This window comes from Streptosporangium amethystogenes, assembly GCF_000721075.1.
Classification (GTDB): Bacteria; Actinomycetota; Actinomycetes; order Streptosporangiales; family Streptosporangiaceae; genus Streptosporangium; species Streptosporangium amethystogenes.
Genome location: NZ_JOEQ01000029.1, coordinates 11,891 through 31,467 on the forward strand (window position 1 = coordinate 11,891; position 19,577 = coordinate 31,467).

At 69.0% G+C, this 19,577-nt stretch carries 24 protein-coding genes; 11 read left to right on the top strand and 13 right to left on the bottom strand.

Annotation, left to right across the window (positions count from 1 at the left end):
- Window positions 1–28 precede the first annotated feature (28 nt).
- Both IG98_RS0132095 and IG98_RS0132100 read right to left on the bottom strand, forming a co-directional pair.
- A complete protein-coding gene (locus tag IG98_RS0132095) occupies window positions 29–1,504 on the bottom strand; it encodes an MFS transporter (protein WP_037971793.1) in 1,476 nt (491 codons plus the stop codon).
- A gap of 74 nt (window positions 1,505–1,578) precedes the next feature.
- Window positions 1,579–2,067 carry a MarR family winged helix-turn-helix transcriptional regulator gene (locus IG98_RS0132100; RefSeq protein WP_030920809.1) on the bottom strand — a complete coding sequence of 163 codons (489 nt, stop codon included), beginning with the start codon at window positions 2,065–2,067 and terminating at the stop codon, window positions 1,579–1,581.
- A gap of 147 nt (window positions 2,068–2,214) precedes the next feature.
- Here IG98_RS0132100 and IG98_RS0132105 point away from each other — a divergent pair, with 147 nt between their 5' ends.
- Window positions 2,215–2,553: a hypothetical protein gene (locus IG98_RS0132105; protein WP_211264205.1), complete on the top strand. Its 339-nt coding sequence runs from the start codon at window positions 2,215–2,217 to the stop codon at window positions 2,551–2,553.
- A gap of 76 nt (window positions 2,554–2,629) precedes the next feature.
- Here IG98_RS0132105 and IG98_RS0132110 read toward each other — a convergent pair whose 3' ends face one another.
- The 3 genes from IG98_RS0132110 to IG98_RS0132120 all read right to left on the bottom strand — a co-directional run bounded on the left by IG98_RS0132110 (window position 2,630) and on the right by IG98_RS0132120 (window position 4,188).
- Window positions 2,630–2,878, bottom strand: a complete 249-nt coding sequence (locus IG98_RS0132110) for a cell division protein SepF (protein WP_030920815.1) — start codon at window positions 2,876–2,878, stop codon at window positions 2,630–2,632.
- A gap of 79 nt (window positions 2,879–2,957) precedes the next feature.
- The gene (locus IG98_RS0132115) at window positions 2,958–3,290 is read right to left on the bottom strand and encodes a YnfA family protein (RefSeq protein ID WP_030920817.1); all 333 of its coding nucleotides are present in this window, start codon (window positions 3,288–3,290) and stop codon (window positions 2,958–2,960) included.
- Between the two features lie 250 nt (window positions 3,291–3,540).
- Window positions 3,541–4,188 (bottom strand): CGNR zinc finger domain-containing protein, encoded by a 648-nt coding sequence (locus tag IG98_RS0132120; RefSeq protein WP_245651810.1) that lies wholly within the window; start codon window positions 4,186–4,188, stop codon window positions 3,541–3,543.
- Window positions 4,189–4,227: 39 nt separating this feature from the next.
- Here IG98_RS0132120 and IG98_RS0132125 point away from each other — a divergent pair, with 39 nt between their 5' ends.
- A complete protein-coding gene (locus tag IG98_RS0132125) occupies window positions 4,228–5,106 on the top strand; it encodes an SCO6745 family protein (RefSeq protein ID WP_030920823.1) in 879 nt (292 codons plus the stop codon).
- Window positions 5,107–5,244: 138 nt separating this feature from the next.
- Complete coding sequence (gene pip / locus IG98_RS0132130) at window positions 5,245–6,192, top strand: prolyl aminopeptidase (protein WP_030920826.1); 948 nt, start codon at window positions 5,245–5,247, stop codon at window positions 6,190–6,192.
- A gap of 22 nt (window positions 6,193–6,214) precedes the next feature.
- On the opposite strand, the gene IG98_RS0132135 is transcribed toward pip, so the two are convergent.
- Window positions 6,215–7,087: a L,D-transpeptidase family protein gene (locus IG98_RS0132135; protein WP_051753242.1), complete on the bottom strand. Its 873-nt coding sequence runs from the start codon at window positions 7,085–7,087 to the stop codon at window positions 6,215–6,217.
- Between the two features lie 421 nt (window positions 7,088–7,508).
- On the opposite strand from IG98_RS0132135, the gene IG98_RS0132140 reads away from it, so the two are divergent.
- The gene (locus IG98_RS0132140; RefSeq protein ID WP_084195803.1) at window positions 7,509–8,201 is read left to right on the top strand and encodes a PadR family transcriptional regulator; all 693 of its coding nucleotides are present in this window, start codon (window positions 7,509–7,511) and stop codon (window positions 8,199–8,201) included.
- Entirely contained in the window at window positions 8,198–8,638 is a 441-nt protein-coding gene (locus tag IG98_RS51040; protein WP_063766327.1) for a hypothetical protein, read from the top strand. Before IG98_RS0132140 ends, IG98_RS51040 begins: the two co-directional genes overlap by 4 nt.
- Before the next feature lie 118 nt (window positions 8,639–8,756).
- On the opposite strand, the gene IG98_RS0132150 is transcribed toward IG98_RS51040, so the two are convergent.
- The 3 genes from IG98_RS0132150 to IG98_RS0132160 all read right to left on the bottom strand — a co-directional run bounded on the left by IG98_RS0132150 (window position 8,757) and on the right by IG98_RS0132160 (window position 11,235).
- The gene (locus IG98_RS0132150) at window positions 8,757–9,143 is read right to left on the bottom strand and encodes a Rieske (2Fe-2S) protein (RefSeq protein WP_245651812.1); all 387 of its coding nucleotides are present in this window, start codon (window positions 9,141–9,143) and stop codon (window positions 8,757–8,759) included.
- Between the two features lie 65 nt (window positions 9,144–9,208).
- A complete protein-coding gene (locus tag IG98_RS0132155) occupies window positions 9,209–10,564 on the bottom strand; it encodes a sensor histidine kinase (protein WP_037971798.1) in 1,356 nt (451 codons plus the stop codon).
- A 2-nt stretch (window positions 10,565–10,566) separates the two neighbouring features.
- The gene (locus tag IG98_RS0132160; RefSeq protein ID WP_030920843.1) at window positions 10,567–11,235 is read right to left on the bottom strand and encodes a response regulator transcription factor; all 669 of its coding nucleotides are present in this window, start codon (window positions 11,233–11,235) and stop codon (window positions 10,567–10,569) included.
- Between the two features lie 124 nt (window positions 11,236–11,359).
- On the opposite strand from IG98_RS0132160, the gene IG98_RS0132165 reads away from it, so the two are divergent.
- Complete coding sequence (locus tag IG98_RS0132165; RefSeq protein WP_030920846.1) at window positions 11,360–11,938, top strand: hypothetical protein; 579 nt, start codon at window positions 11,360–11,362, stop codon at window positions 11,936–11,938.
- A gap of 135 nt (window positions 11,939–12,073) precedes the next feature.
- On the opposite strand, the gene IG98_RS0132170 is transcribed toward IG98_RS0132165, so the two are convergent.
- The gene (locus tag IG98_RS0132170; protein WP_030920849.1) at window positions 12,074–13,165 is read right to left on the bottom strand and encodes an Rv3169 family protein; all 1,092 of its coding nucleotides are present in this window, start codon (window positions 13,163–13,165) and stop codon (window positions 12,074–12,076) included.
- A gap of 163 nt (window positions 13,166–13,328) precedes the next feature.
- Window positions 13,329–13,877 (bottom strand): hypothetical protein, encoded by a 549-nt coding sequence (locus IG98_RS47565; protein ID WP_157594632.1) that lies wholly within the window; start codon window positions 13,875–13,877, stop codon window positions 13,329–13,331.
- Window positions 13,878–14,083: 206 nt separating this feature from the next.
- Here IG98_RS47565 and IG98_RS0132180 point away from each other — a divergent pair, with 206 nt between their 5' ends.
- A complete protein-coding gene (locus tag IG98_RS0132180) occupies window positions 14,084–14,620 on the top strand; it encodes a peptidylprolyl isomerase (protein WP_030920855.1) in 537 nt (178 codons plus the stop codon).
- Window positions 14,621–14,771: 151 nt separating this feature from the next.
- Entirely contained in the window at window positions 14,772–15,647 is an 876-nt protein-coding gene (locus IG98_RS0132185; protein WP_037971800.1) for a rhomboid family intramembrane serine protease, read from the top strand.
- Window positions 15,648–15,696: 49 nt separating this feature from the next.
- On the opposite strand, the gene IG98_RS0132190 is transcribed toward IG98_RS0132185, so the two are convergent.
- Window positions 15,697–15,942, bottom strand: coding sequence for a cell division protein CrgA (locus IG98_RS0132190; protein ID WP_030920860.1), 246 nt, complete (start codon window positions 15,940–15,942; stop codon window positions 15,697–15,699).
- A 213-nt stretch (window positions 15,943–16,155) separates the two neighbouring features.
- Between IG98_RS0132190 and IG98_RS0132195 the strand changes: the two genes are divergently transcribed.
- Genes IG98_RS0132195 through IG98_RS0132205 form a run of 3 tightly spaced genes read left to right on the top strand, consistent with a single transcriptional unit; the run spans window position 16,156 to window position 17,555 of the window.
- Window positions 16,156–16,788, top strand: a complete 633-nt coding sequence (locus IG98_RS0132195) for a class E sortase (protein ID WP_084195813.1) — start codon at window positions 16,156–16,158, stop codon at window positions 16,786–16,788.
- Between the two features lie 39 nt (window positions 16,789–16,827).
- On the top strand, window positions 16,828–16,986 hold the full coding sequence (locus tag IG98_RS52070) for a hypothetical protein (RefSeq protein ID WP_169750221.1): 159 nt from the start codon (window positions 16,828–16,830) through the stop codon (window positions 16,984–16,986).
- Entirely contained in the window at window positions 16,983–17,555 is a 573-nt protein-coding gene (locus IG98_RS0132205; protein WP_030920866.1) for an anthranilate synthase component II, read from the top strand. The genes IG98_RS52070 and IG98_RS0132205 overlap by 4 nt, the downstream gene beginning before the upstream one ends.
- A 167-nt stretch (window positions 17,556–17,722) precedes the next feature.
- Here IG98_RS0132205 and pknB read toward each other — a convergent pair whose 3' ends face one another.
- Window positions 17,723–19,576 carry a Stk1 family PASTA domain-containing Ser/Thr kinase gene (gene pknB, locus IG98_RS0132210; RefSeq protein ID WP_030920869.1) on the bottom strand — a complete coding sequence of 618 codons (1,854 nt, stop codon included), beginning with the start codon at window positions 19,574–19,576 and terminating at the stop codon, window positions 17,723–17,725.
- Between the last annotated feature and the right edge of the window lies 1 nt (window position 19,577).

A 19,577-nucleotide genomic window follows, 5' to 3' on the forward strand; every position in this document is an offset into this window, starting at 1 on the left:
GCCGGGGTTGAACCGATCGCGGTGGTGATCAGGCGATCCCGGACCGGGCCGTCGGTGAGGCGGAGGGCTCGTCCTGGGGGGCGGTGTCCGGCCTGGGCTGTCGCAGCACGATGAGCGCGACGACGAAGGCGGCCACGAGCAGTGCGGCGGCGGTGCCGAAGGCCAGCTGGTAGCCGCCGGTCAGTGCGGCGGCCTGGCTCTCGCCGACGGACAGCAGCTCCTCGGTACGCGAGGCGGCCAGCGTGGACAGTACCGCGACGCCAGTGGCCATGCCGACCTGCTGGGTGGTGTTGAACAGCCCGGACGCCAGGCCCGCGTCGTCGGCTCTGGCGCCGGACATGCCGAGTGCGGCCAGCGCGGGGAGCACCAATCCGCCACCCGCGATGAGCAGCATCACCGGGAGCAGGTCGGTGACGTAGTTCGCGTCGACCGGGACGCGGGTGAGCCAGCCCATCGCGCCGAACAGGAGCGCCAGGCCCACCATCAGGACGGTGCGCTCGCCGAAGCGGGTGTTGAGCCGGGCGGAGACGAACAGGGACACGCCGCCGATGGCCACCGCCGCGGGAAGCATCGCCAGGCCGGTGTCGAGCGCGCCGTAGCCGAGGACCTTCTGCATGTAGAGCGCGACGAGGATCTGGAAGGCGAACATCGCCGACAACGCCAGCATCTGGGCCAGGTTGGCGCCGGAGACGTTACGCGAGCGGAAGATCCGCAGCGGCATCAGCGGGGTCCTGGCGGTCGCCTGACGGATGACGAACGCGGCCAGCAGGGCGAGCGACACCGCGCCGAGGCCGAGGGTGTGCGTCGCGAGCCAGCCGTACTGCTCGATCTTGACCACGGTGTAGATGCCCAGCATCAGCCCGCCGGTGACCAGTACCGCGCCGAGGACGTCGGCCCCGGCGGCGAGTCCGGCCCCGCGCTCGCCCGGTAGCAGCCTGATCGCCAGCACGATCGTGGCCAGTCCGATGGGCAGGTTGATGAAGAAGATCCAGTGCCAGCTGAGCGCGTCGGTGAGAACCCCGCCCAGCACCTGGCCGATCGAGGCTCCGGCGGCACCGGTGAAGCTGAAGATGCCGATCGCCTTCGCGCGCTCTCCGGGCTCGGTGAACAGCGTCACCAGGATGCCCAGCACGACCGCGGAGGCCATGGCGCTGCCGACGCCCTGCAGGAAGCGGGCGGCGATCAGCATGCCGGGCCCGGCCGCTGCTCCGGCCAGCAGCGACGCGACGGTGAAGACCGCGTTGCCCACCAGGAACATGGTCTTGCGGCCGATGAGGTCACCCAGCCGACCGGCCAGCAGGAGCAGCCCGCCGAAGGGGATGAGGTACGCGTTGACGGTCCAGCTGAGCTCGGCGGGTGAGAAGCCCAGATCTCGCTGGATGGCCGGCATCGCCACGGTCACGATGCTGCCGTCCAGGATCGTCATCAGTGCCGCGGCGGACAGCACGGCGAGTGCCGACCAGCGTGATCGGGCTGGTTGGAGCGAAGGCGGGGTGTGCGGCATGGGTCTTCTCCTGTCCGGAAGGGAACAGGAGTGACCGTAGCAGATAGTTTTGTTGTAGACGATCCTCTATGGATCTATTTTGTCCGCTGTCGCGCCCGCCTGACCGTCTGCGATGCCTCGGCGGGGACGGCCAGGTGGCCGGTCACCAGGCGATTCATGGCCCGTACCAGCACCTCGCGCTCATCGGTGGGCAGTGAGTCCAGGGCCGACCAGTGCACCCCGTCGACGATCCGCTGGCTCTGTCGTGCGACCTCGGCGCCCTTCTCAGTGACCGAAATGATGCGGGCCCGCCGGTCCGTGCTGGACGGGCGGCGCTCGGCGAGGCCTGCCTTCTCCAGGGCGTCCACCGTGACCACCATCGTGGTCTTGTCCATGTCGCCGATCTCGGCGAGCTGGATCTGGGTGCGCTCCTCCTCCAGGGCGTGCACCAGCACGCAGTGCATTCGCGCCGTCAACCCGATCTCGGCGAGCGCCGCCGCCATCCGGGTTCTCAGTACGCGACCGGCATGGTCCAGCAGGAATGACAGATCGGGCTCGGTGCGGGCGGGTGCCATGGCGGTCATGTTCCCAGCATAGCAATTAGTTCCGTTCTGGATTATCTGCTAACGGGCGCTTTTTGCTCTCGGTTCGTTGACGGCCGCCCGGTGATCGCTGTGCCTGACGGAAAAGTTCGCTTTCAATGGTCAGAGAGAGTGTCCGTGCGGTAGTTAGTGCCTGTGACTCATATGGGCGACCCGGTGCTCGGCCTTGCCGATCTCCGTGAGGCATGTGCTCTGCTGCTCGACGCGGTGGAGAGGAAATACGGTGAACACATCGAGTGGGAATCACTCGCTGTGGACCACTACTGGGATCTTCCCCTTGCGGCGGCTTTCGACATGTGGAACGACCCGGCCACGAAGATCGGGGTCGGCCAGGTAAGTGACGACCTCGACGAGATTCACGCTCTGCTCGCTCGTGCACCGGACGACCCCGTGATCCTGTGGCATGAGCTCGCGCATCTCTGCGGGCTGCTGCGGGCGATCGCCCTGGCCGACGCCTCCGGTCGATGACCGCCGGTCCGCCCGGGAGCGATCGACGGTGGTCGGTCGCGGGAACTCGCGGGGGGGATGCCGCCGGGTCGGCCGCCTACCGTGCCTCGTGAGCGGTCGATGATCGCTCGGCCATTCCGCGGGGCATCAGCAGGAACACCTTGGGAGACAGGCGGTCCATGTTCCCGCCCCTGCCGAACACCAGGCCGGCGGCGAAATCCACGAACTGCTTGGCCTCGCTGTCCGGCAGCTTGGTGAGGTCCATCACCACGGGGGTTCCGGTACGAAAGAAATGTCCCACGTAGATGGCCTCGCTGTAGTCCTGGGGACACAGTGTTTTAATCACCGCATCAGTCTCCACCGCCCATGGTGACCGTCAAGTCGTCTTCTGCGTCGACGGTCACGCGTCGCGGCGGAGATTCCGGTCATCCCCGCGGGGCGTACATGATGACCAGCACGCCGAGCAGGCAGACGGCGGCCCCGATGATGTCCCAGCGGTCGGGCTGGAACCTGTCCACCACCATGCCCCAGACCAGCGAGCCCGCGACGAACACGCCTCCGTAGGCGGCGAGGATACGGCCGAAGTCGGCATCGGGCTGGAAGGTGGCCACCAGTCCGTACAGGCCCAGGGCGACGAATCCGGCCCCGATCCAGAGCAGCCCGCGCTGTTCTCTGACTCCCTGCCAGACCAGCCAGGCCCCGCCGATCTCGGCGAGTGCGGCGACCACGAACAGCAGGAGGGATCGGGCGACAGTCACGGCTGTGACTTTAGGGGATCGTCCGGTGGCCACGGCCGGTGCCGTCCGCGCAGCCACCACGACGGTGCGGCCGGGTCCGCGAGGATCAGGAGGGCGGACGCCGGGTCGAACTCCGCCACTCGCGACGGCCGCTCCTCGGTCGGAAGCGCGCATTCGGCCGGTGCCCCCTCCATGGGGTCCTCCCCGGCGCCAAGGCCACCCGTCTCCGCTGCGAGCGGCCGGTACCGGGGTACAGACGCGACCCCTGTCGCTACCCGAGGTCCGTGTCGGACGCCGCGTCCTGCGCGGGGTGGCGGGCGGCGTGCCGTCTGGCGCGGTAGGCGCTGGCCTTGGCCCGGTTCTGGCAGGACAGGTCACAGAATCTGCGTGAGCCGTTGCGGGTGGTGTCGAAGAAGACCAGGTCGCACCCGTCGGCCTGGCAGGCGCCGAGCCGGACGGCCTGGCCGACGCCGATGACCATGGCCAGTGCCGTGCCCATGTCGGCCGCCCACGCGTCCACGAGGGGCGCGTCGGGCCGGTGGAAGGCCAGCCGGTGTGGCCGACCCGGATCGACGCGCAGGCTGGGGACGGCGGCGTGCCGTACCAGCAGGTCGTTGAGTGCGGTCGCGACCTCGGTGATGGACTCGCCCGCGCCGAACGCCGGCCGTAGCCGGGCGGCGATCTCGGCCAGCCGATCCGCCTCCGCGGCGGTGAGGGCACGCGGAGCCCGGTCGGTCACAACGCTCTCTCCGCTGATCGCGGCCAGTCGCTCGGCGCTTGAGGCCGGTGGCGTGACCTCGCGGCCGTGCGCCGAGGTGACGGTGAGGCGGTTGACCAGAAGAGCGGCCAACTCGATCCTGCTACCGACGTAACTGTCTATTTGGGGTTGACGAGTGATGCGCCAAGGATCTACTGTCACTGTCATATTCTACATAGATAGTGATGAACGGGGCTTATGATGTCGGATTTCTCCAAGCTGGCACGGCAGATGTGGCACCAGATCGAGCCGGTGCACGCGTCGCTCTATTTCTCTCCCGAGGCCTTCGACGAGGCGGCGCGGCTCGGCTACGACGTCGAGTCGCGCTGGCCGAGCTATTTCGCCTGGCGTGCCGCGCCGCTCGGTGCCGCCGGGCCGAAGCTGGTCACCGGCACCTATTACAGCTTCAGCCCGGCGACCGTCGCCGAGCACGTGCCGGGCATCTGGGCCACGGCGCGGCCCGAGGCGGTGCTGCAGGCCCGGTTGCGGGCGGTGGACCGCACCTTCCGCACCCTGCTCGGTGACAAGGTCGCCACGCCCGAGCTGGCCGAGGCGGCCGAGCTGGCCGTCAGGGCCGCCGAGAGCGTCGAGGTCGTCCATCGCCCCCTGGCCGCCGCCAACCTTGATCTGCCCTGGCCCGAGGAGCCGCACCTGGCGCTCTGGCAGGCCTGCACCGTGCTGCGCGAGCACCGGGGCGACGGGCACCTGGCAGCCCTGGCGACCGCGGAACTGGACGGGTGCGAGGCGCTGGTCTCGTTCGCCGCGATCGGGGCCGCACCGGTGGGCAACTTCGCGAGCCGCGGCTGGAGCGACGAGGAGTGGGCGGCGGCCCGCGACCGGCTGGCCACCCGAGGCCTGGTCGACGCGGAGGGGGGCGCCACCCCGGCGGGCCGGGCGCTCCGTGACCGGGTCGAGCGGATCACCGACGAGCTGGCCGCCGGGCCGTGGCGCGCGCTCGGGACCGAGTCGGCCCAACGGCTGGCCCTGCTCAACCAGCCTCTGCTGGGCGCGGTGTTCGAGTCGGGGATGCTGCCGATGGTCAGCACCCTGGGCATCGGCAGCGTGCGGGCGCCGGAATAGGGGACGGCCCGGCGATCCTGTCCCGCATCGGCCGCCTGCTCGGCGACTCCAGTGCCTCGTCGATGAGCCTGCTCAACGGGTAGGACAGTTCTGCCTCCAGAATGTACCGGTTGTTATATCTCCGGAGAGGAACTCGTCGTGTACCCCCCTATCGAGCCCCACGAGCACGGCCTGCTCGACACCGGTGACGGCAATCTCGTCTACTGGGAGGTCTGCGGCAACCCCGCGGGCAAGCCCGCGGTCGTCGTCCACGGCGGCCCCGGGTCGGGGTGCAGGCCCGGCCACCGTCGCCTCTTCGACCCCTCGCGGTACCGGATCGTCCTGTTCGACCAGCGCAACTGCGGCCGTAGCCTGCCGCACGCCGGCGACCCCGCGACCGACCTGAGCACCAACACCACCCATCATCTGGTCGCCGACATGGAGCGCCTGCGCGAGCACCTCGGCATCGACCGTTGGTTACTGCACGGCGGGTCGTGGGGCTCCACGCTGATGCTCGCCTACGCCGAGGCCCACCCCGAGCGGGTGTCGGAGATGGTCGTCGCCAGCGTCACGATGACGCGCCGCTCCGAGATCGACTGGCTCTACCGGGGGGTCGGGCGGTTCTTTCCCGAGGAGTGGGAGCGGTTCAGGCGGGGAGTGCCCGAGGCCGACCGCGACGGTGATCTGCTCGCGGCCTACGCACGGCTCATGGCCGACCCCGATCCCGAGGTGCGGGCCAGGGCGGCGCACGACTGGACCGCGTGGGAGGACACGGTGATCTCCCTGGAGCCCAACGGCACGCCGAACACCTACAGCGGCCGGCCCCCCGCCGCCCTGCTGGCCTTCGTACGGATCTGCGCGCACTACTTCTCCAACGCCGCCTGGCTGGAGGAGGGGGTCCTGCTGCGCGAGGCCGGACGGCTGGCCGGGATCCCCGGCGTACTCGTCCACGGCCGCCTGGACCTGGGCGGACCGCTCGACACGCCATGGCAACTCGCTCAGGCCTGGCCCGACGCCCGGCTGGTCGTGGTCGAGGACTCCGGGCACACCGGCAGTGACACGTTCAGAGCGGAGATCCTCTCAGCCCTGGACGCCTTCGCCGGCTGAGCACGCCGGTACGGCTGAGGTCTCACCTTCCCCGCGGGCCGTGCGCGGGGCGCGCGGACGGGGCGCGTCCGCGCGGGTCACGGGGGACCTCGGGGTGCCGAGCCCTGGGGATTCGCCGGGGTCGCTCCGGGTGAGCCTCCGGGCGGCGTTCGACGCGGACCTCGGGGCGGCGGACGTACACCGGATCACCCGGCTGGAGGAGCCGGTAGAGGGGGACGGCGTTGTGCAGCGGGACCCGGACGCACCCGTGGGAGGCGGGGAAGCGGGGAACGAGGGTGGAGCCGTGGATGGCGATGCCGCCGTTGAAGTAGACGGAGTAGAACATCGATCCCAGGATCCCGGTGGACCAGCCGGGGACCCGCGCTCCGACCCGGTAGTCGCCGACCGGGGTGTCGGCGAACCCGCAGTGGCCCTTCTCGCAGTACGACCTGCGGGCACCGGTTGAGATATGGGTCACCAGCACGGGTTTCCCCTCCTGCCACACCGTGAGGAGCTGGCGTTGCAGATCGATCTCGGCCCGCTCGGACCCGCCGTACCCCACCAGGGGCCTGATGCGCCTGGGACGCAGGAGGGCCTGCCAGGTCGGCAGGTCGATCCTGTCGACGGGCCTCAACCCGTTGGCCTTCTGGAAGGCCCATACGGTCATGCGCAGCGCGGAATCGTACGTGGAGCTGAGATTTCCCGGGGTGAAACCCAGATCTCTAAGCCTTTTCTTCACATTATGCACCTCGATTCCCCTGCTGCCCATTTTGAGGATCGTGAATTGGTCGGGAAGGGGAGCCTGCTGGAAATCCGGGGAGGGGTCGATCGCGGCGTGCGCGACGCCGATGGGCAGGGTCGTGGCCAGGGCGAAGATGGTGCCTGCGATCAGGACACGGTGGACGGTGCTTCGCATATGTGACGTCTATCCGCTGGCAATGATGATTAACCCTCTAATGCCGCTTGCCAGAAAGTAAGACTTATACCGCCGTGTGCGACCCGACGGCTAGTGTGAAGAGATTTTCCCGAGAAAGCAGATATGTATTTTAAGTTGGCGCGATAAGATGATTTGAGAGATATTTCCGGGTCATCGGCCGCGAACAGCGCGCTGCCGCGCGTCGGCCGCTCCTGATCGACCTCAACGGAGGTAAGCCCGGCCTTCTGACCGGTTCCCATGGAGTGCGCGGGAGGCACGGAACCCGGACACCGGTCTTCACCGCCGGCTGACCCGCTCGCGAGCCGTACGAGTACACATGGTCTTGTACGGCTTATAGCGTACCTCTATAGTGCATATTGCAATAAAGAATTTTGCATCACACGGAGTGCGGGGAGGGGCCATGGCACGGGGCGTCGATCTGGTCGGGCTGACCGTGCTCGCGCTGCTCTCGGTCCGGCCGAGCCATCCCTATGAGATGCACCGCTTCGTCGTCGACACCCACAAGGACTACGTGACCGGGCTGCCGCGCAGCCTCTATCACGCGGTCGACCGCCTGGTCAGGGACGAGCTGATCGCGGCTGTCCAGACCAGCAGGGCGGGGCGGAGGCCGGAGCGCACCGTCTACGAGCTGACGGATGAGGGCCGGGCGGAGCTCGCCACCCGGCTGCGGCGGCTACTTGAGGAGGTGGGGCCGGACAGCCGCACCTTCACCGCGGCGGTCTCGTTGATGGGGTGCCTGCCGACGGCCGAGGTGGAGCGGGCGCTGCGGGTCAGGGCCGCCACCCTCGAAGGGAGGGTCGTCGCGGCCGACGCCGGCCTCAAGGGGCTCGCCGAGAGTGGGCTGCCCCCGGTGCTCCTGCTGGAGCTCGAATGCGAGCGCGCCCTGCGCGCCGCCGAACGCGACTGGGTACGCGGTCTCCTCGTCCGGCTGGAGGCGGGTGAGATCACCTGGACCGGCAGCCTCAACCGTGAGCTGCTGGGCTGGATCGACGAGGAACCCCATCCGCGCGAAGAGCAGGAGAAGCACCAAGAACCGCCCGGTCCCCTCGGAGACGACGCCTCGCGGCTGAACACCCCTGGGAGCCCGCTGTGAAGTCCACCCCGCTGTTCGAGGCGGCCGGAGTGATCGAGGCCCCGGTGGACCGGGTGGAGCGGCTGCTGCTGGCCGTGCGTCCCGGGCCCGTCGGCGCGGACAACGTCTGGCTGCTGGCGGAGCACGGCGGCGTCGTGGCGGGCGGCCCGGAGCGGTTCACCCTCAGCACGCCGGTACACACCATGACCGTCGAGGTACGCGAACACACCATCGCCTTCCAGGGCGGCTGGTGGTACCGCGGGGAGTACGCCGTCGAGCCGCACCCGGAGGGCGCCCTGCTCACCCACCGGGTACACAACGTCGCGACCCGGGGACGGTGGGGCGTGCCGCTCGCCAACCGCTTCTTTCTCGGCTTCGACAGGAGCGCGAGCGACGGTTTCACCATGGGGCTCCGGCGGATCGGCGACGAACTGGGCTGCCGTACCCGCCTGCTCTGAGCGCACGGCGTTTCCGGTACCGGATCCGCAGAGCCGGAGAACGCCGGGGGTGCCCCCTGGGAAACTCGCGGACGTCACGAAGAGGTCCCCGTACGGGATCCAGGGGAGCACCGGCCGATCAGCCGAGCCGGATGACGCCCTTGGAGATCTTGATCTTCCTGCGGGCCAGTGGTCGGCCGGCCGGCCCCCTGGCCACCGAGCCGTCGGCGATCCGGAATTTGCTGCCGTGGCAGGGACAGTTGATGGTTCCGCCGCGGATGGTGGCGACCGCGCAGCCCTGGTGGGTGCATTTGGCGCTGAAGGCGCGGAAGGTGCCCTTGACGGGCTGGGTGACCACCCATCTGCCGTTGATGATCCGGCCGCCGCCGACCGGGATGCTGCTGGTCTTGGCGAGCACGGGGCCGGCGGTCTCTCCGGTCTCCTCGGCCGCCTCGGCCGGGCGTACCCACGCGACGGCCGACGCGATCGCGGCGGCGGCGCCGCCCGCGAGACCTCGGAAGATCATTAATCGACGGGTGGGGGTGGGCATGGCGGGCCTCCCGAGAGGGACGAATGAATCGCGTGTGTGGTTCATATCACAGGAAAGCGGGCCTGCAGGCAGGCTCCGCGATCCTCCCCGGCGATGCGCAGGCTGCCACCGTGCCGTACCGCGATGTCCCTGGCGATGGCCAGCCCGAGGCCCGATCCGCCCGCGTCCCTGTCCCTGGCCTCGTCCAGCCGGGTGAACCTGTCGAAGACCGCCTCGTGGTGCTCGGCGGGGATGCCGGGGCCGTCGTCGCACACGTCGAGCACCGCCTCACCGCCGTCAGATGCCAGCCGGACGGTGACCGCGGAGTTCGCGTGACGTACGGCGTTGTCCACCAGGTTGGCCACCAGGCGGCGCAACTGCCCGGCCGAGCCGAGGACCACGGTGTCGGCCGCCACCTCCAGCGTCACCCTGATCTCCGGCCTGGGCCGCGACCGGGCCGCCTCCTCGGCGGTCACCTGGCCGAGGTCCACCTCCTCGTGGCAGACGGGCTCTGCCGCGTCCAGGCGGGCGAGCAGGAGGAGGTCGGAGGTGAGTGCCTGGATCCGCTCCACGTCGGTCAGCGCCTCGGCCGCCAGCGGTCCCGGCGGCGCCAGCTCAAGGCGCGTTCTCAGGATGGCCAGCGGACTGCGGAGCTCGTGGGCCGCGTCGGCGACGAAGCGCTTGTGCCGGCTGACCGCCAGTTCGAGGCGGTCGAGCGTGCGGTTCATGGTCTCGGCGAGGCGGGCGATCTCGTCGCGCGACCGCGGTACGGGGACCCGCCGATGCAGGTCCTTGGCGGTGATGTCGGCCATCTCGGTACGGATGGCCGACACCGGTGCCAGTGCCCGGCCGACGGCGAGCCAGGTCAGAACGGCGACCAGCAGGAGCAGCGCGGGGATGCCGGGCAGCAGCAGACCCCACAGTGCCCGCAGCGCGTCCCCCGTCGGCTCCAGCGACGCCCTGGCCTGCACGACCAGCACGCCGTTGGCGGCGTCCACCGGCATCGTGGCCAGGGCGAAGGTGTCGCCGGGCGCCCACTGTGCCACCTCGGCGGGCTGGGCCTGGAAGTCCCGCACGGCTCCCGGGGACTTTCCCGCGGGCGATGCGGCGGTGGCCGGGCTTTGGATCGAGAGGTCGGAAACCAGCGGTGCGGGGTACGTGAGGATCTTGACGTCGGGGTCGAGAAGAGCCGTCTTCGCCAGACTGACGGCATCGGCGGGTTTTCCAGTGACCGCCACACCGCCGGCGAGCACCTTGGCGGTGGCGTCGGCACGGCGGACGGCCTCGTTGGAGGCGCTCCGTGCCAGGCTCCCGGTCAGCACACCGACGAGCACCGCGGCCGCCACGCCCAGCGCGACCGCGACGATGGCGGTGGCCGCGAGGGTCGCCCGCAGCCGCACCGACAGGCGCGACGCCATCGTCAGGCCTCCAACCGGTAGCCGGCGCCGCGCACCGTCACCAGTGACGAGCGGCCGAACGGAGAGTCGATCTTGCGACGGAGCGCGCTGATGTAGACCTCCACGATGTTCGGGTCACCGTCGTAGGAGAAATCCCACGCCTGGGCCAGCAGCTCGCTCTTGGAGACCACCTCACCCTGCCTGCGCGCCAGGCCGTGCAGCACCGCGAACTCCTTGGGGGTGAGGGGGATGGCCACCTCCCCGCGGCGGCAGCGGAGCCCCGCGGGATCGACGGTCAGGTCGCCGACCACAATGGACACCGGCCTGGCGTGGCCGCCCCGGCGTACCAGCGCGCGCAGCCGGGCCAGCAGCACCACGTAGGAGAACGGCTTGGACAGGAAGTCGTCCGCGCCGGTGTCCAGGGCCTCGGCCTCGTCGTGCACCCCGTCCTTGGCGGTGAGCATCAGGATCGGCGTCCAGTTCTCCGCGTCGCGGAGCCTGGCGCAGACGGTATAACCGTTCATCCGGGGCAGCATGACGTCCAGCACGATCACGTCGTACGGGTTCTCGGTCGCCATCCACAACCCGTCGCGCCCGTCGTACGTCACGTCGACGGCGAACCCCTCGCCCGCCAGCCCATCCTTCAGCAGATGGGCCAGACGTCTCTCGTCCTCAACCAGCAGCACACGCATACCGCTCAGGGTGCCGCACCCCGCCTAAAGCCAACCTGAAGATGATTTCTGCCGCCTTCAGGTTGGGTTCAGGCGGCGGGCGGGAGTCTGTGATCTCCAGATCCGCCTGACAAGGAGAATGCCCATGCGTATCCGCATGCTCGCCGCCGCGGTGGTGACCGCGGGGGCACTGATGGCCACCCTGACCGGGGCCGCCAACGCCGACGGCACGCCCACGCCCGTCCCCTGGGAGGGCACGGTGCAGATCCAGTGCGAGGGCGGCGGACAGGCGATCCTGACGACGCGCCGGCTGACCGAGGCCGAGATCAAGGAGTTGGCGAAGGCCGGATCGTCGCCCGCCGTGCCCGCCGTGCCCTCGGGACGGGCCGACGAGGCCGGGGTGCCGAGCGGCCACGTCAAGGACTTCAGGCGCGCCCGGACGGAAGGGGAGGACGCGAAGGAACTCCCCCCGCTTCCCGAGAGCGTGACTCCCGGCAAGGACGTCAAGGTCATGGCCGCCCCCTCGGCGACTGCGGCTTTCGGGGCACCGGAGGCCGGAGTGGTGACCGTGATCTCCGAGGGTGCTCCTGAGCGGATCGAGGGGGCCAAGAGGGCCGAGAAGGTCGAGGGGGCCGAGGGACCCGAAGATGTCGCGGTCATGGTCATGAGCACGCCCTCGGCGGGCGCGCCCGTCGTCACCTGCGCCAAGGCCAAGAAGGAGTAGTCCCGCTGGGGTGATCCCAAAGACCTGCGAGCCGGCCGGGGAAACCCGTGCGGGAGTGACCCCGGCCGGCTCGCAGCCAACCGGGACGACCGGAAAGCGTCCTGGCAGACCGTGCCGCGTCGGGGCCGGCGCGGTTCAGCCCTCGGGGAAGGTCGGGTGCGGGCCCAGGGCCCAGTACTCGTACAGGCCGTAACCGACGTGGCCGTCGTACTCGAAGCGGCCGACCGCGTCGACCAGGCCCCACATTGTGGCGGCGTCCTCCGGAAGGGTGTGGGTGACGCCCTGAACCACCGGTTCCGGCCCCTGGTACATGCCGTGCCTCCAGTCCGATTCCAGGCCATATCCGGTGCCCACCATCAGGTGCACCGGGAGGATCGGAGTGCAGTGCACGTCGAAGGGCTTGCCGCCCGGCGGAGAGAAGGAGATCGTCGCCTCTTGTACGTCCCGGGTGCCCTCCACATACGTCGGACGGTACTCGGGACGGCCGAGATACTCCTCCTCGCCCTGTCTCGGGGTGCCGAATCCCCAAACCCGCACCGCCTCCTCCAGCACCCGGCGGCCCTTCTCGTCCTCCTGGAGGATGCACAGGATGGCGTGGTCGTCGAACTGGATCGGGGTGTAGAGCCAGTAGAAGGTGCCGGCGTCGCGGGTCTGGATGCCGGGGGGCTCGGGCTCGCCGACCGGGCGGATGCCCCACGAGCGGTCCCGGGTGCCCTGCCAGCGGTCGGGGGTGACCTCGACGCGCTCGTCGCCGATCAGTATGTGCCCACTCCACCTGCCGGTCTGGGCCAGCCGGGAGGAGTCGAACACCACGCGCTCCTGCCGGCGTAGGAAGTGCCGGGGCTCCAGCGTGGCCGGGATGGTGCCCTCCCAGACGAGGTCGAAGGAGAGGCCGTGCTCGGTGGGGTCGAGCACCACCCGCAGCCGCCTGAGCCCCTCGATCACCTCGACCCGGAACGGGCCGACCCGCGTGTCCATCCGATCGTCGCCGAGCTCCCGGGAGGCGCGGACCACACGGTGCAGGTTCCGGTGGCGCACGCAGGCGAACGCGTCGGTGACCCCGAGGTTGGGATACTGCCCGAGGCCGACGATGAGCATCAGCTCGTCGGATCCGGCGTGACAGTTGAAGTAGTACCGGTCGTAGAAGTTACGGTCCGAGGTCGTGACGTGCCGCATCACCTCGGGTGACTGGTGTACGGGATGGTCGTCGAGGGGCGACAGCGTCATCGGGTGCTCCTTCTGTCTCAGGAACACGTTCTAACAAGCGCTTGGTGAATCGGTCAATGGCGCGCGGTCCGCACAGCGGTATGGCCCGCGCCTTCGAAGGCGCGGGCCATACCGCTGACAGGTGACGCACGCCGTGGTCGGCCGACCCGGGCACGTCATACCGCTAGGGCAGTTTCTTGGATGTGTGCTCCGCCCTGGCGTCGGCCCTGCCGCCGATCTCCTCGGCCTTCGACGTGGCGTCGTTCGTCACGTCGGAGGCCTTGCCCGCCGCCGCCTCCGTCTTGTGCCCCACCCATTGGGACGTGTCGGAGGTGCTGTCCTTCAGGGTGTCCGCCCACTGGTCGGCGTTCTTGCGGTACAGCGCGTAGCCCGCTGCGCCGATCGCGACGCCGGTGACCAGTAGAGCCATCGGCCATCCGCGGGACTTGGTGGGCTTGGGATCGATCCTCGCGGCGGCCTGGGACAGCGCGGCGCTGAGTTTCGGCGCGAGTTGTTCCTCGATCGAGTGCGCGGCGGCGTCAAGCCTGGGTGCCGCCCACCCGCGTACCACGATGATCTTCTCACCGGCCACGTTGCGAGCATGATCGGCCATCTCAAGGGCCTGGCCAGCTACGTCGCGGGCCTGGCCGGCCAGCGGGCTGACCCGATCCGCGACGAGGACAGCCTGAGCCTTCGCGTGGCGCAGTCGCCGTTCCGGAGCCACGATCTTCATGTGGCGCTTTCCAAACAGTGCTAGAGGCACAACAACCTCCCCATTCGTTGGGGCCCCGTCGCCACCCCTTCCCGCTCGAAGGCGGCTCAATCATGACGGCCCGTGGGAGGATGCATGAGGGATCGGCTCCGGCCGAAATCGTCAAAGCGCCACAAAAGCAATACGTTGCATAGGCATTGCCACAACCTGAAGGGGGCAGTCCGATCATGGCTGAGAAGTTGATCGCGAACCTCAACACCAATCGCGGAAGCGTGAAGGTCCAGCTCTTCCCGGACCACGCGCCCAAGACCGTGCGCAACTTCGTCGAGCTCGCCGAGGGCACCCGCGAGTGGGTGCACCCGGAGACCGGCCAGAAGTCCACCGCCAAGCTGTACGACGGCACCATCTTCCACCGGGTCATCTCGGGCTTCATGATCCAGGGCGGCGACCCGCTGGGTCAGGGGGTCGGCGGTCCCGGCTACAAGTTCGACGACGAGATCCACCCGGACCTCTACTTCAACCGTCCGTACCTGCTCGCCATGGCGAACGCGGGCGTCCAGATGGGCCGCGGCACCAACGGCTCCCAGTTCTTCATCACCGTGGTGCCCACGCCGCACCTGAACGGCAAGCACACCATCTTCGGTGAGGTGATCGAGGGTCAGGACGTCGTGGACGCCATCGCCAAGACCGACACCGACGCCCGCGACCGTCCCACCGAGCCGGTGGTCCTGGAGTCGGTGACCATCGAACGCGTGCAGAGCTGATCTCTCGCCCGGCGGCCTCCCATGGAGGCCGCCGTTCGCGTCTCCGGCCGAGGTCGTTCAGCTGCCGTTTATGGGTGTACGGGCACTCGGGATCGTGAATAGGCTGGCAGTCTGGGGATAACAGAACGCGCGAAGGGGCCAGCCACAGACCATGACCACCCAGCCGTCCAGCGACCCCAACACCGTTGTTCCCAACTGCTACCGGCATCCGGGACGGGAGACCTACGTCCGCTGCCAGCGCTGTGAGCGCCCCATCTGCCCCGACTGCATGCGCGAGGCCTCGGTGGGCTTCCAGTGCCCCGAGTGCGTGGCGGAGGGCAACAGGGGCATGCGGCAGGCACAGTCGGTGTTCGGCGGCCAGGCGGTCGTCACGCCCCGGGTCACCTGGGCGCTGCTGGTTCTCAACGTCCTGGCCTACTTCGCCGAGACCGTGCGCACCGACTGGGTGCTGGACAACTTCGCGATGAACTCCTTCGCCGTCGCCTACGACGGTGAGTGGTGGCGCCTGATCACCGGGGCCTCCCTGCACATGCCGCTCGGCGGTGGTGGCTGGGCCCTGACCCACATCGTGTTCAACATGTGGGCCCTCTACGCCATCGGCCCGGAGCTGGAGCGGCGCCTCGGCTCGGCCAGGTTCCTGGTGCTCTATCTCCTCGCGGCGCTCGGCGGGTCCGTGGCGGTCTACCTGTTCGGCATCGCCGCGGTCGGTGCCTCGGGTGCGATCTACGGCATGTTCGGCGCGCTGTTCGTGCTCGGCAGGAAGCTCGGCTACAACGTCCAGGGTGTGCTCTGGCTGATCGGCATCAACGCGGTGATCACCTTCGTGATCCCCGGCATCAGCTGGCAGGGACACCTTGGCGGCCTGATCGCCGGCTCCCTGGTCGCGGCGGTGTTCGCCTTCGCTCCGGCTAAGAGCCGCGACGCCGTCCAGTGGGGAGGTTGCGCGGCGATGCTGGTCGTTCTGGTCGCGCTGGTGCTGGCGTTGCCGCCGTTCGCCCTCCAGGCCGAACTCGGCATCTACGGTTGATCCACACCCTGATGCTTCCCCAGGGTGTGGATAATGCCTGTGGAAAAGGCTAACGCCAGCGGGTGGACAGGATCACACCGAGGATGATGAAGGCGAACCCGACCAGCAGGTTCCAGTTCTGGAGGGCACCGAGAACGGGCGCGGTGGGTGCCACGTAGTAGACGGCGATCCACAGGATGCCGATGATCCAGCAGGTCACCATGACCGGCGCCAACCAGCGCGGGCTGATCTTGATCTGCTGTGAGGTCTGCGGCGGGGTGTAGACCGGCTTCTTGCGAGTCTTGGGCTTGGGCACTGGGGTTCTTCTCCTGCGTCAACCCTGCGCGATCCGGATCGTGCGCAGGCCATGTCGATTAGCGTAGTCGCTGGTGGGTGAAGTCCCGTGTAAGGATAGTCCGCGCAGGTGGGCCATGGCGATTCCGTGAGGCACCATACTGCGGCAAATGTTCTGCCGGACCCGTGATCCGGTCCTGCCGGGCGGAGTGTCCCGTCACTAGCCTTGACCTTCGTGAGAGCCGCGTTGAGGGTCATGGGCGATCTGAGCATCACCGCGGGCCTGGTCATCCTGCTCTTCTGCGCCTACCTGTTGTGGGGCACCGGCTCCTACACCGCGGAGCAGCAGGTGCTGTTGCAAAGGCAGCTCATCGAGGGTGGGAAGGCCGGCCGGGGGCACGGGCCCGGCCCGGTTCGGCTGGGCGGGGCGGTCGCGCTGCTGTCGATTCCCAGGCTCGGCGACGACTACCGGTACGCCGTGGTGGAGGGCGTCGACCAGGACCGGCTACGGATGGGACCGGGCCACTACCCCGGAACCGCCATGCCAGGAAAAATCGGTAATTTCGTTCTTTCGGGCCATCGGACCACCTATGCCGCTCCGTTCGGCCGGATCGACGAGCTCCAGCGGGGCGATCGCATCGTGGTCGACGCCCGCGAGGCCCGCTACACCTACCGGGTCACCGGCAGGCGCGTCGTCGACCCCACCGAGCTCGGCGTCATCGCCCCGGTCCCCGACCAGCCGGGAAAGACACCGACCAGGGCGACGATCACCCTGTCCACCTGCCACCCGAGGTACTCGGCCGCCCAGCGGCTCGTCGTCTTCGGCGCGCTGGACCAGAGCCAGGACCGCCTCAAACGACCCGAATAGCCTCAAAGACCAACCCCGACAACTCGGAGAAGGAGTCTCGTGTACGGCTGGATCTGGCGGCTGCTTCCCGGAAACCTCGCGGTCAGGGTGTTCACCGCCGCCGTACTGGTCGGTCTGGTCGCGGCCGTACTCTGGTATGTCGTGTTCCCCTGGATCGAACCCCGCATCTCCCTCGACATGGCCGGCGTGGGCCCATGAGCCGCGTCCTGGTCGTGGACAACCACGACAGCTTCGTCCACACCATCGTCCAGTACCTCCGTGAGCTCGGCGCCACCTGCGACGTGCGACCGCGTGACCAGGTCAGGGTGGAGGACGCCGCCGGCTTCGACGGGGTTCTGATCAGCCCCGGCCCCGGCACCCCGGAGAGCGCGGGCGTGAGCGTCCCGCTCGTCGGCTACTGCGAGGCCCACGGCATTCCGCTACTCGGCGTCTGCCTGGGGCACCAGGCCATCGCCATCGCTCACGGCGCGACCGTCTCGCGAGCCCCCGAACTGGTGCACGGCCGCACCAGCGCGATCACGCACGACGGGCGCGGCGTCTTCGCCGGCCTGCCGTCGCCGGCGACCATGACGCGCTACCACTCGCTGGCCGTCCTGCCCGAGACGGTTCCTGAGATCCTTGAGGTGACCGCGACCACCGGTGACGGCGTGATCATGGGCCTGCGCCACCGTACGGCCCCCGTCGAGGGTGTGCAGTTCCACCCCGAGTCGGTGATCTCCCAGCACGGTCATCGGCTGCTCGGAAACTGGCTGGAAAGATTGGTGTAACGCGGCGCCCTTCCTGGGCGATTGACCAGTGAGAGTCCTTCCGCCATCGCCCCCGAGTGGCGGAAGGACTCTTCCCCGTTTCCGGCCTCTCGGATGGGCGATGCCGGAAGGTCACGGGAAACGAGGAAGGCCCCCGCGATCGCGAGGGCCTTCTCATGTGTTCCGGGTCAGGTCCCGTCGGGGGGCGACTCGTCGAAGATGGTGCCGTCGTCGGGCTCCGTGGGCGTGTCGTCCGTCGGCTCGTCGGGAATGGTCGGCTCGTCGGACGGGTAGGTCGGCTGCTGGGTCGGCTCGGGCGCCTGCCCGCTCGACACGATCAGCGTGATCGTCGTCCCCGGCTGGTACTTGCCGCCCGCCTCGGGAGACTGGCTCAGCACGGTGTCCTTGGGCAGGTCACTCGGCTGCTCGACGATCTTCCACTTGAAACCCGCCTCCTTGAGCGTGTTCTTGGCGTCCCCGATGGTGAGGTTGGTCACGCCCGGAACCTCCACCGCCTCCTTGGGCACGTAGATTCGCACGGTGCTGCCCTTGGTGGCCTTCTTGCCCGCCTCGGGCAGGGTCTCGAAGACGATGCCCTGCTTCCGGATGGAGGGCTTGCTCTGCAGGCTGACCTCGAAACCGGCCTCCTTGAGGGCCGCCTTGGCGTCCTCCACGGTCATGTTGAGCACGGAGGGCACCTCGACCTTCTCGATGCCCTTGGAGACCTTGAGCGTCACCTCGGAGTCCTTCTCCACCTCGGTGTCGGCCGCCGGTTCGGTGTCGATCACCGAACCCTTCGGTATCTCCTCGTCGAACGCCTGGACCGTCTTCACCTTCAGGCCGAGGTCCGTCAGCGCCTTGGTCGCCGCCTCCATGGTCTGCGAGGCCAGCGGAGGGATCTTCACCTTGCCCGAGGCGACGGTGGTGCCGGGAGAGCTGAGGAACATGTAGCCCACGCCGACGAAGGCACCGATGACCAGCAGGGGGATGAGGATCCACGCCGCGGTCTTGACCGCGGTGTTGCTGCTCTGCTGTCGGCGCCGACCGCGCTCGCCGGTGCGCCCGCCCCCCTCCTCGCCGTACTCGTACGCCGGGACGGCGGTGGTGCGCTGGGTGGCCGGGCCGCCGGGCCCGGGAGCCTGCATCGTCCGGGTGGCCGAGCCGTAGTTGGTGGAAATGGCCATGGTCTGGGCGTCCGTCGGGATGCCGGACATCGCCCGCTGGATGTCGGCCCGCATCTCCCCGGCACTCTGGTAACGGTGCGCCGGGTCCTTGGCCATCGCCTTGAGCACGATGGCATCGGCCCACTGGGGGATGTCGGGGTCGATCTGCGACGGAGGGATCGGCTCCTCGCGTACATGCTGGTAGGCGATCGCGACGGGCGAGTCGCCGGTGAACGGAGGCTGTCCGGTCAGCAGCTCGTACAGCACACAACCGGTGGAGTAGAGGTCGCTGCGGGCGTCGACCCGCTCGCCCCTGGCCTGTTCCGGCGAGAGGTACTGGGCGGTGCCGATCACCTGGGCGGTCTGTGTCATGGTCGCGGCCGAGTCGGCCATCGCGCGGGCGATGCCGAAGTCCATGACCTTGACGTCGCCGTTGCGAGTGATCATGATGTTCGCCGGTTTGATGTCCCGGTGAACGATGCCGCCACGGTGGCTGTAGTCCAGCGCCCGAAGGATCCCGTCGACCAGTTCGGCGGCACGTTCGGGCAGCAACCGCCGGTCGGCCCGGAGCAGGTCGCGCAGCGTGCGGCCGTCGACGTACTCCATCACGATGTAGGGAACGGGCGCACCCTCTGAGACGTCCTCGCCGGTGTCGTAGACCGCGACGATGGACGGGTGGTTCAGTGACGCGGCGGACTGAGCCTCCCGGCGGAACCGCGCCTGGAAGATGTGATCCCTGGCCAGGTCCGCGCGGAGGGTCTTGATGGCGACGATCCGATCCAGCCGGATGTCTCGGGCGCGATAGACCTCGGCCATGCCGCCACGCCCGACGACGCCGTCAAGCTCGTAGCGATCGCCGAGGCGTCGGGGCTGAGTCATT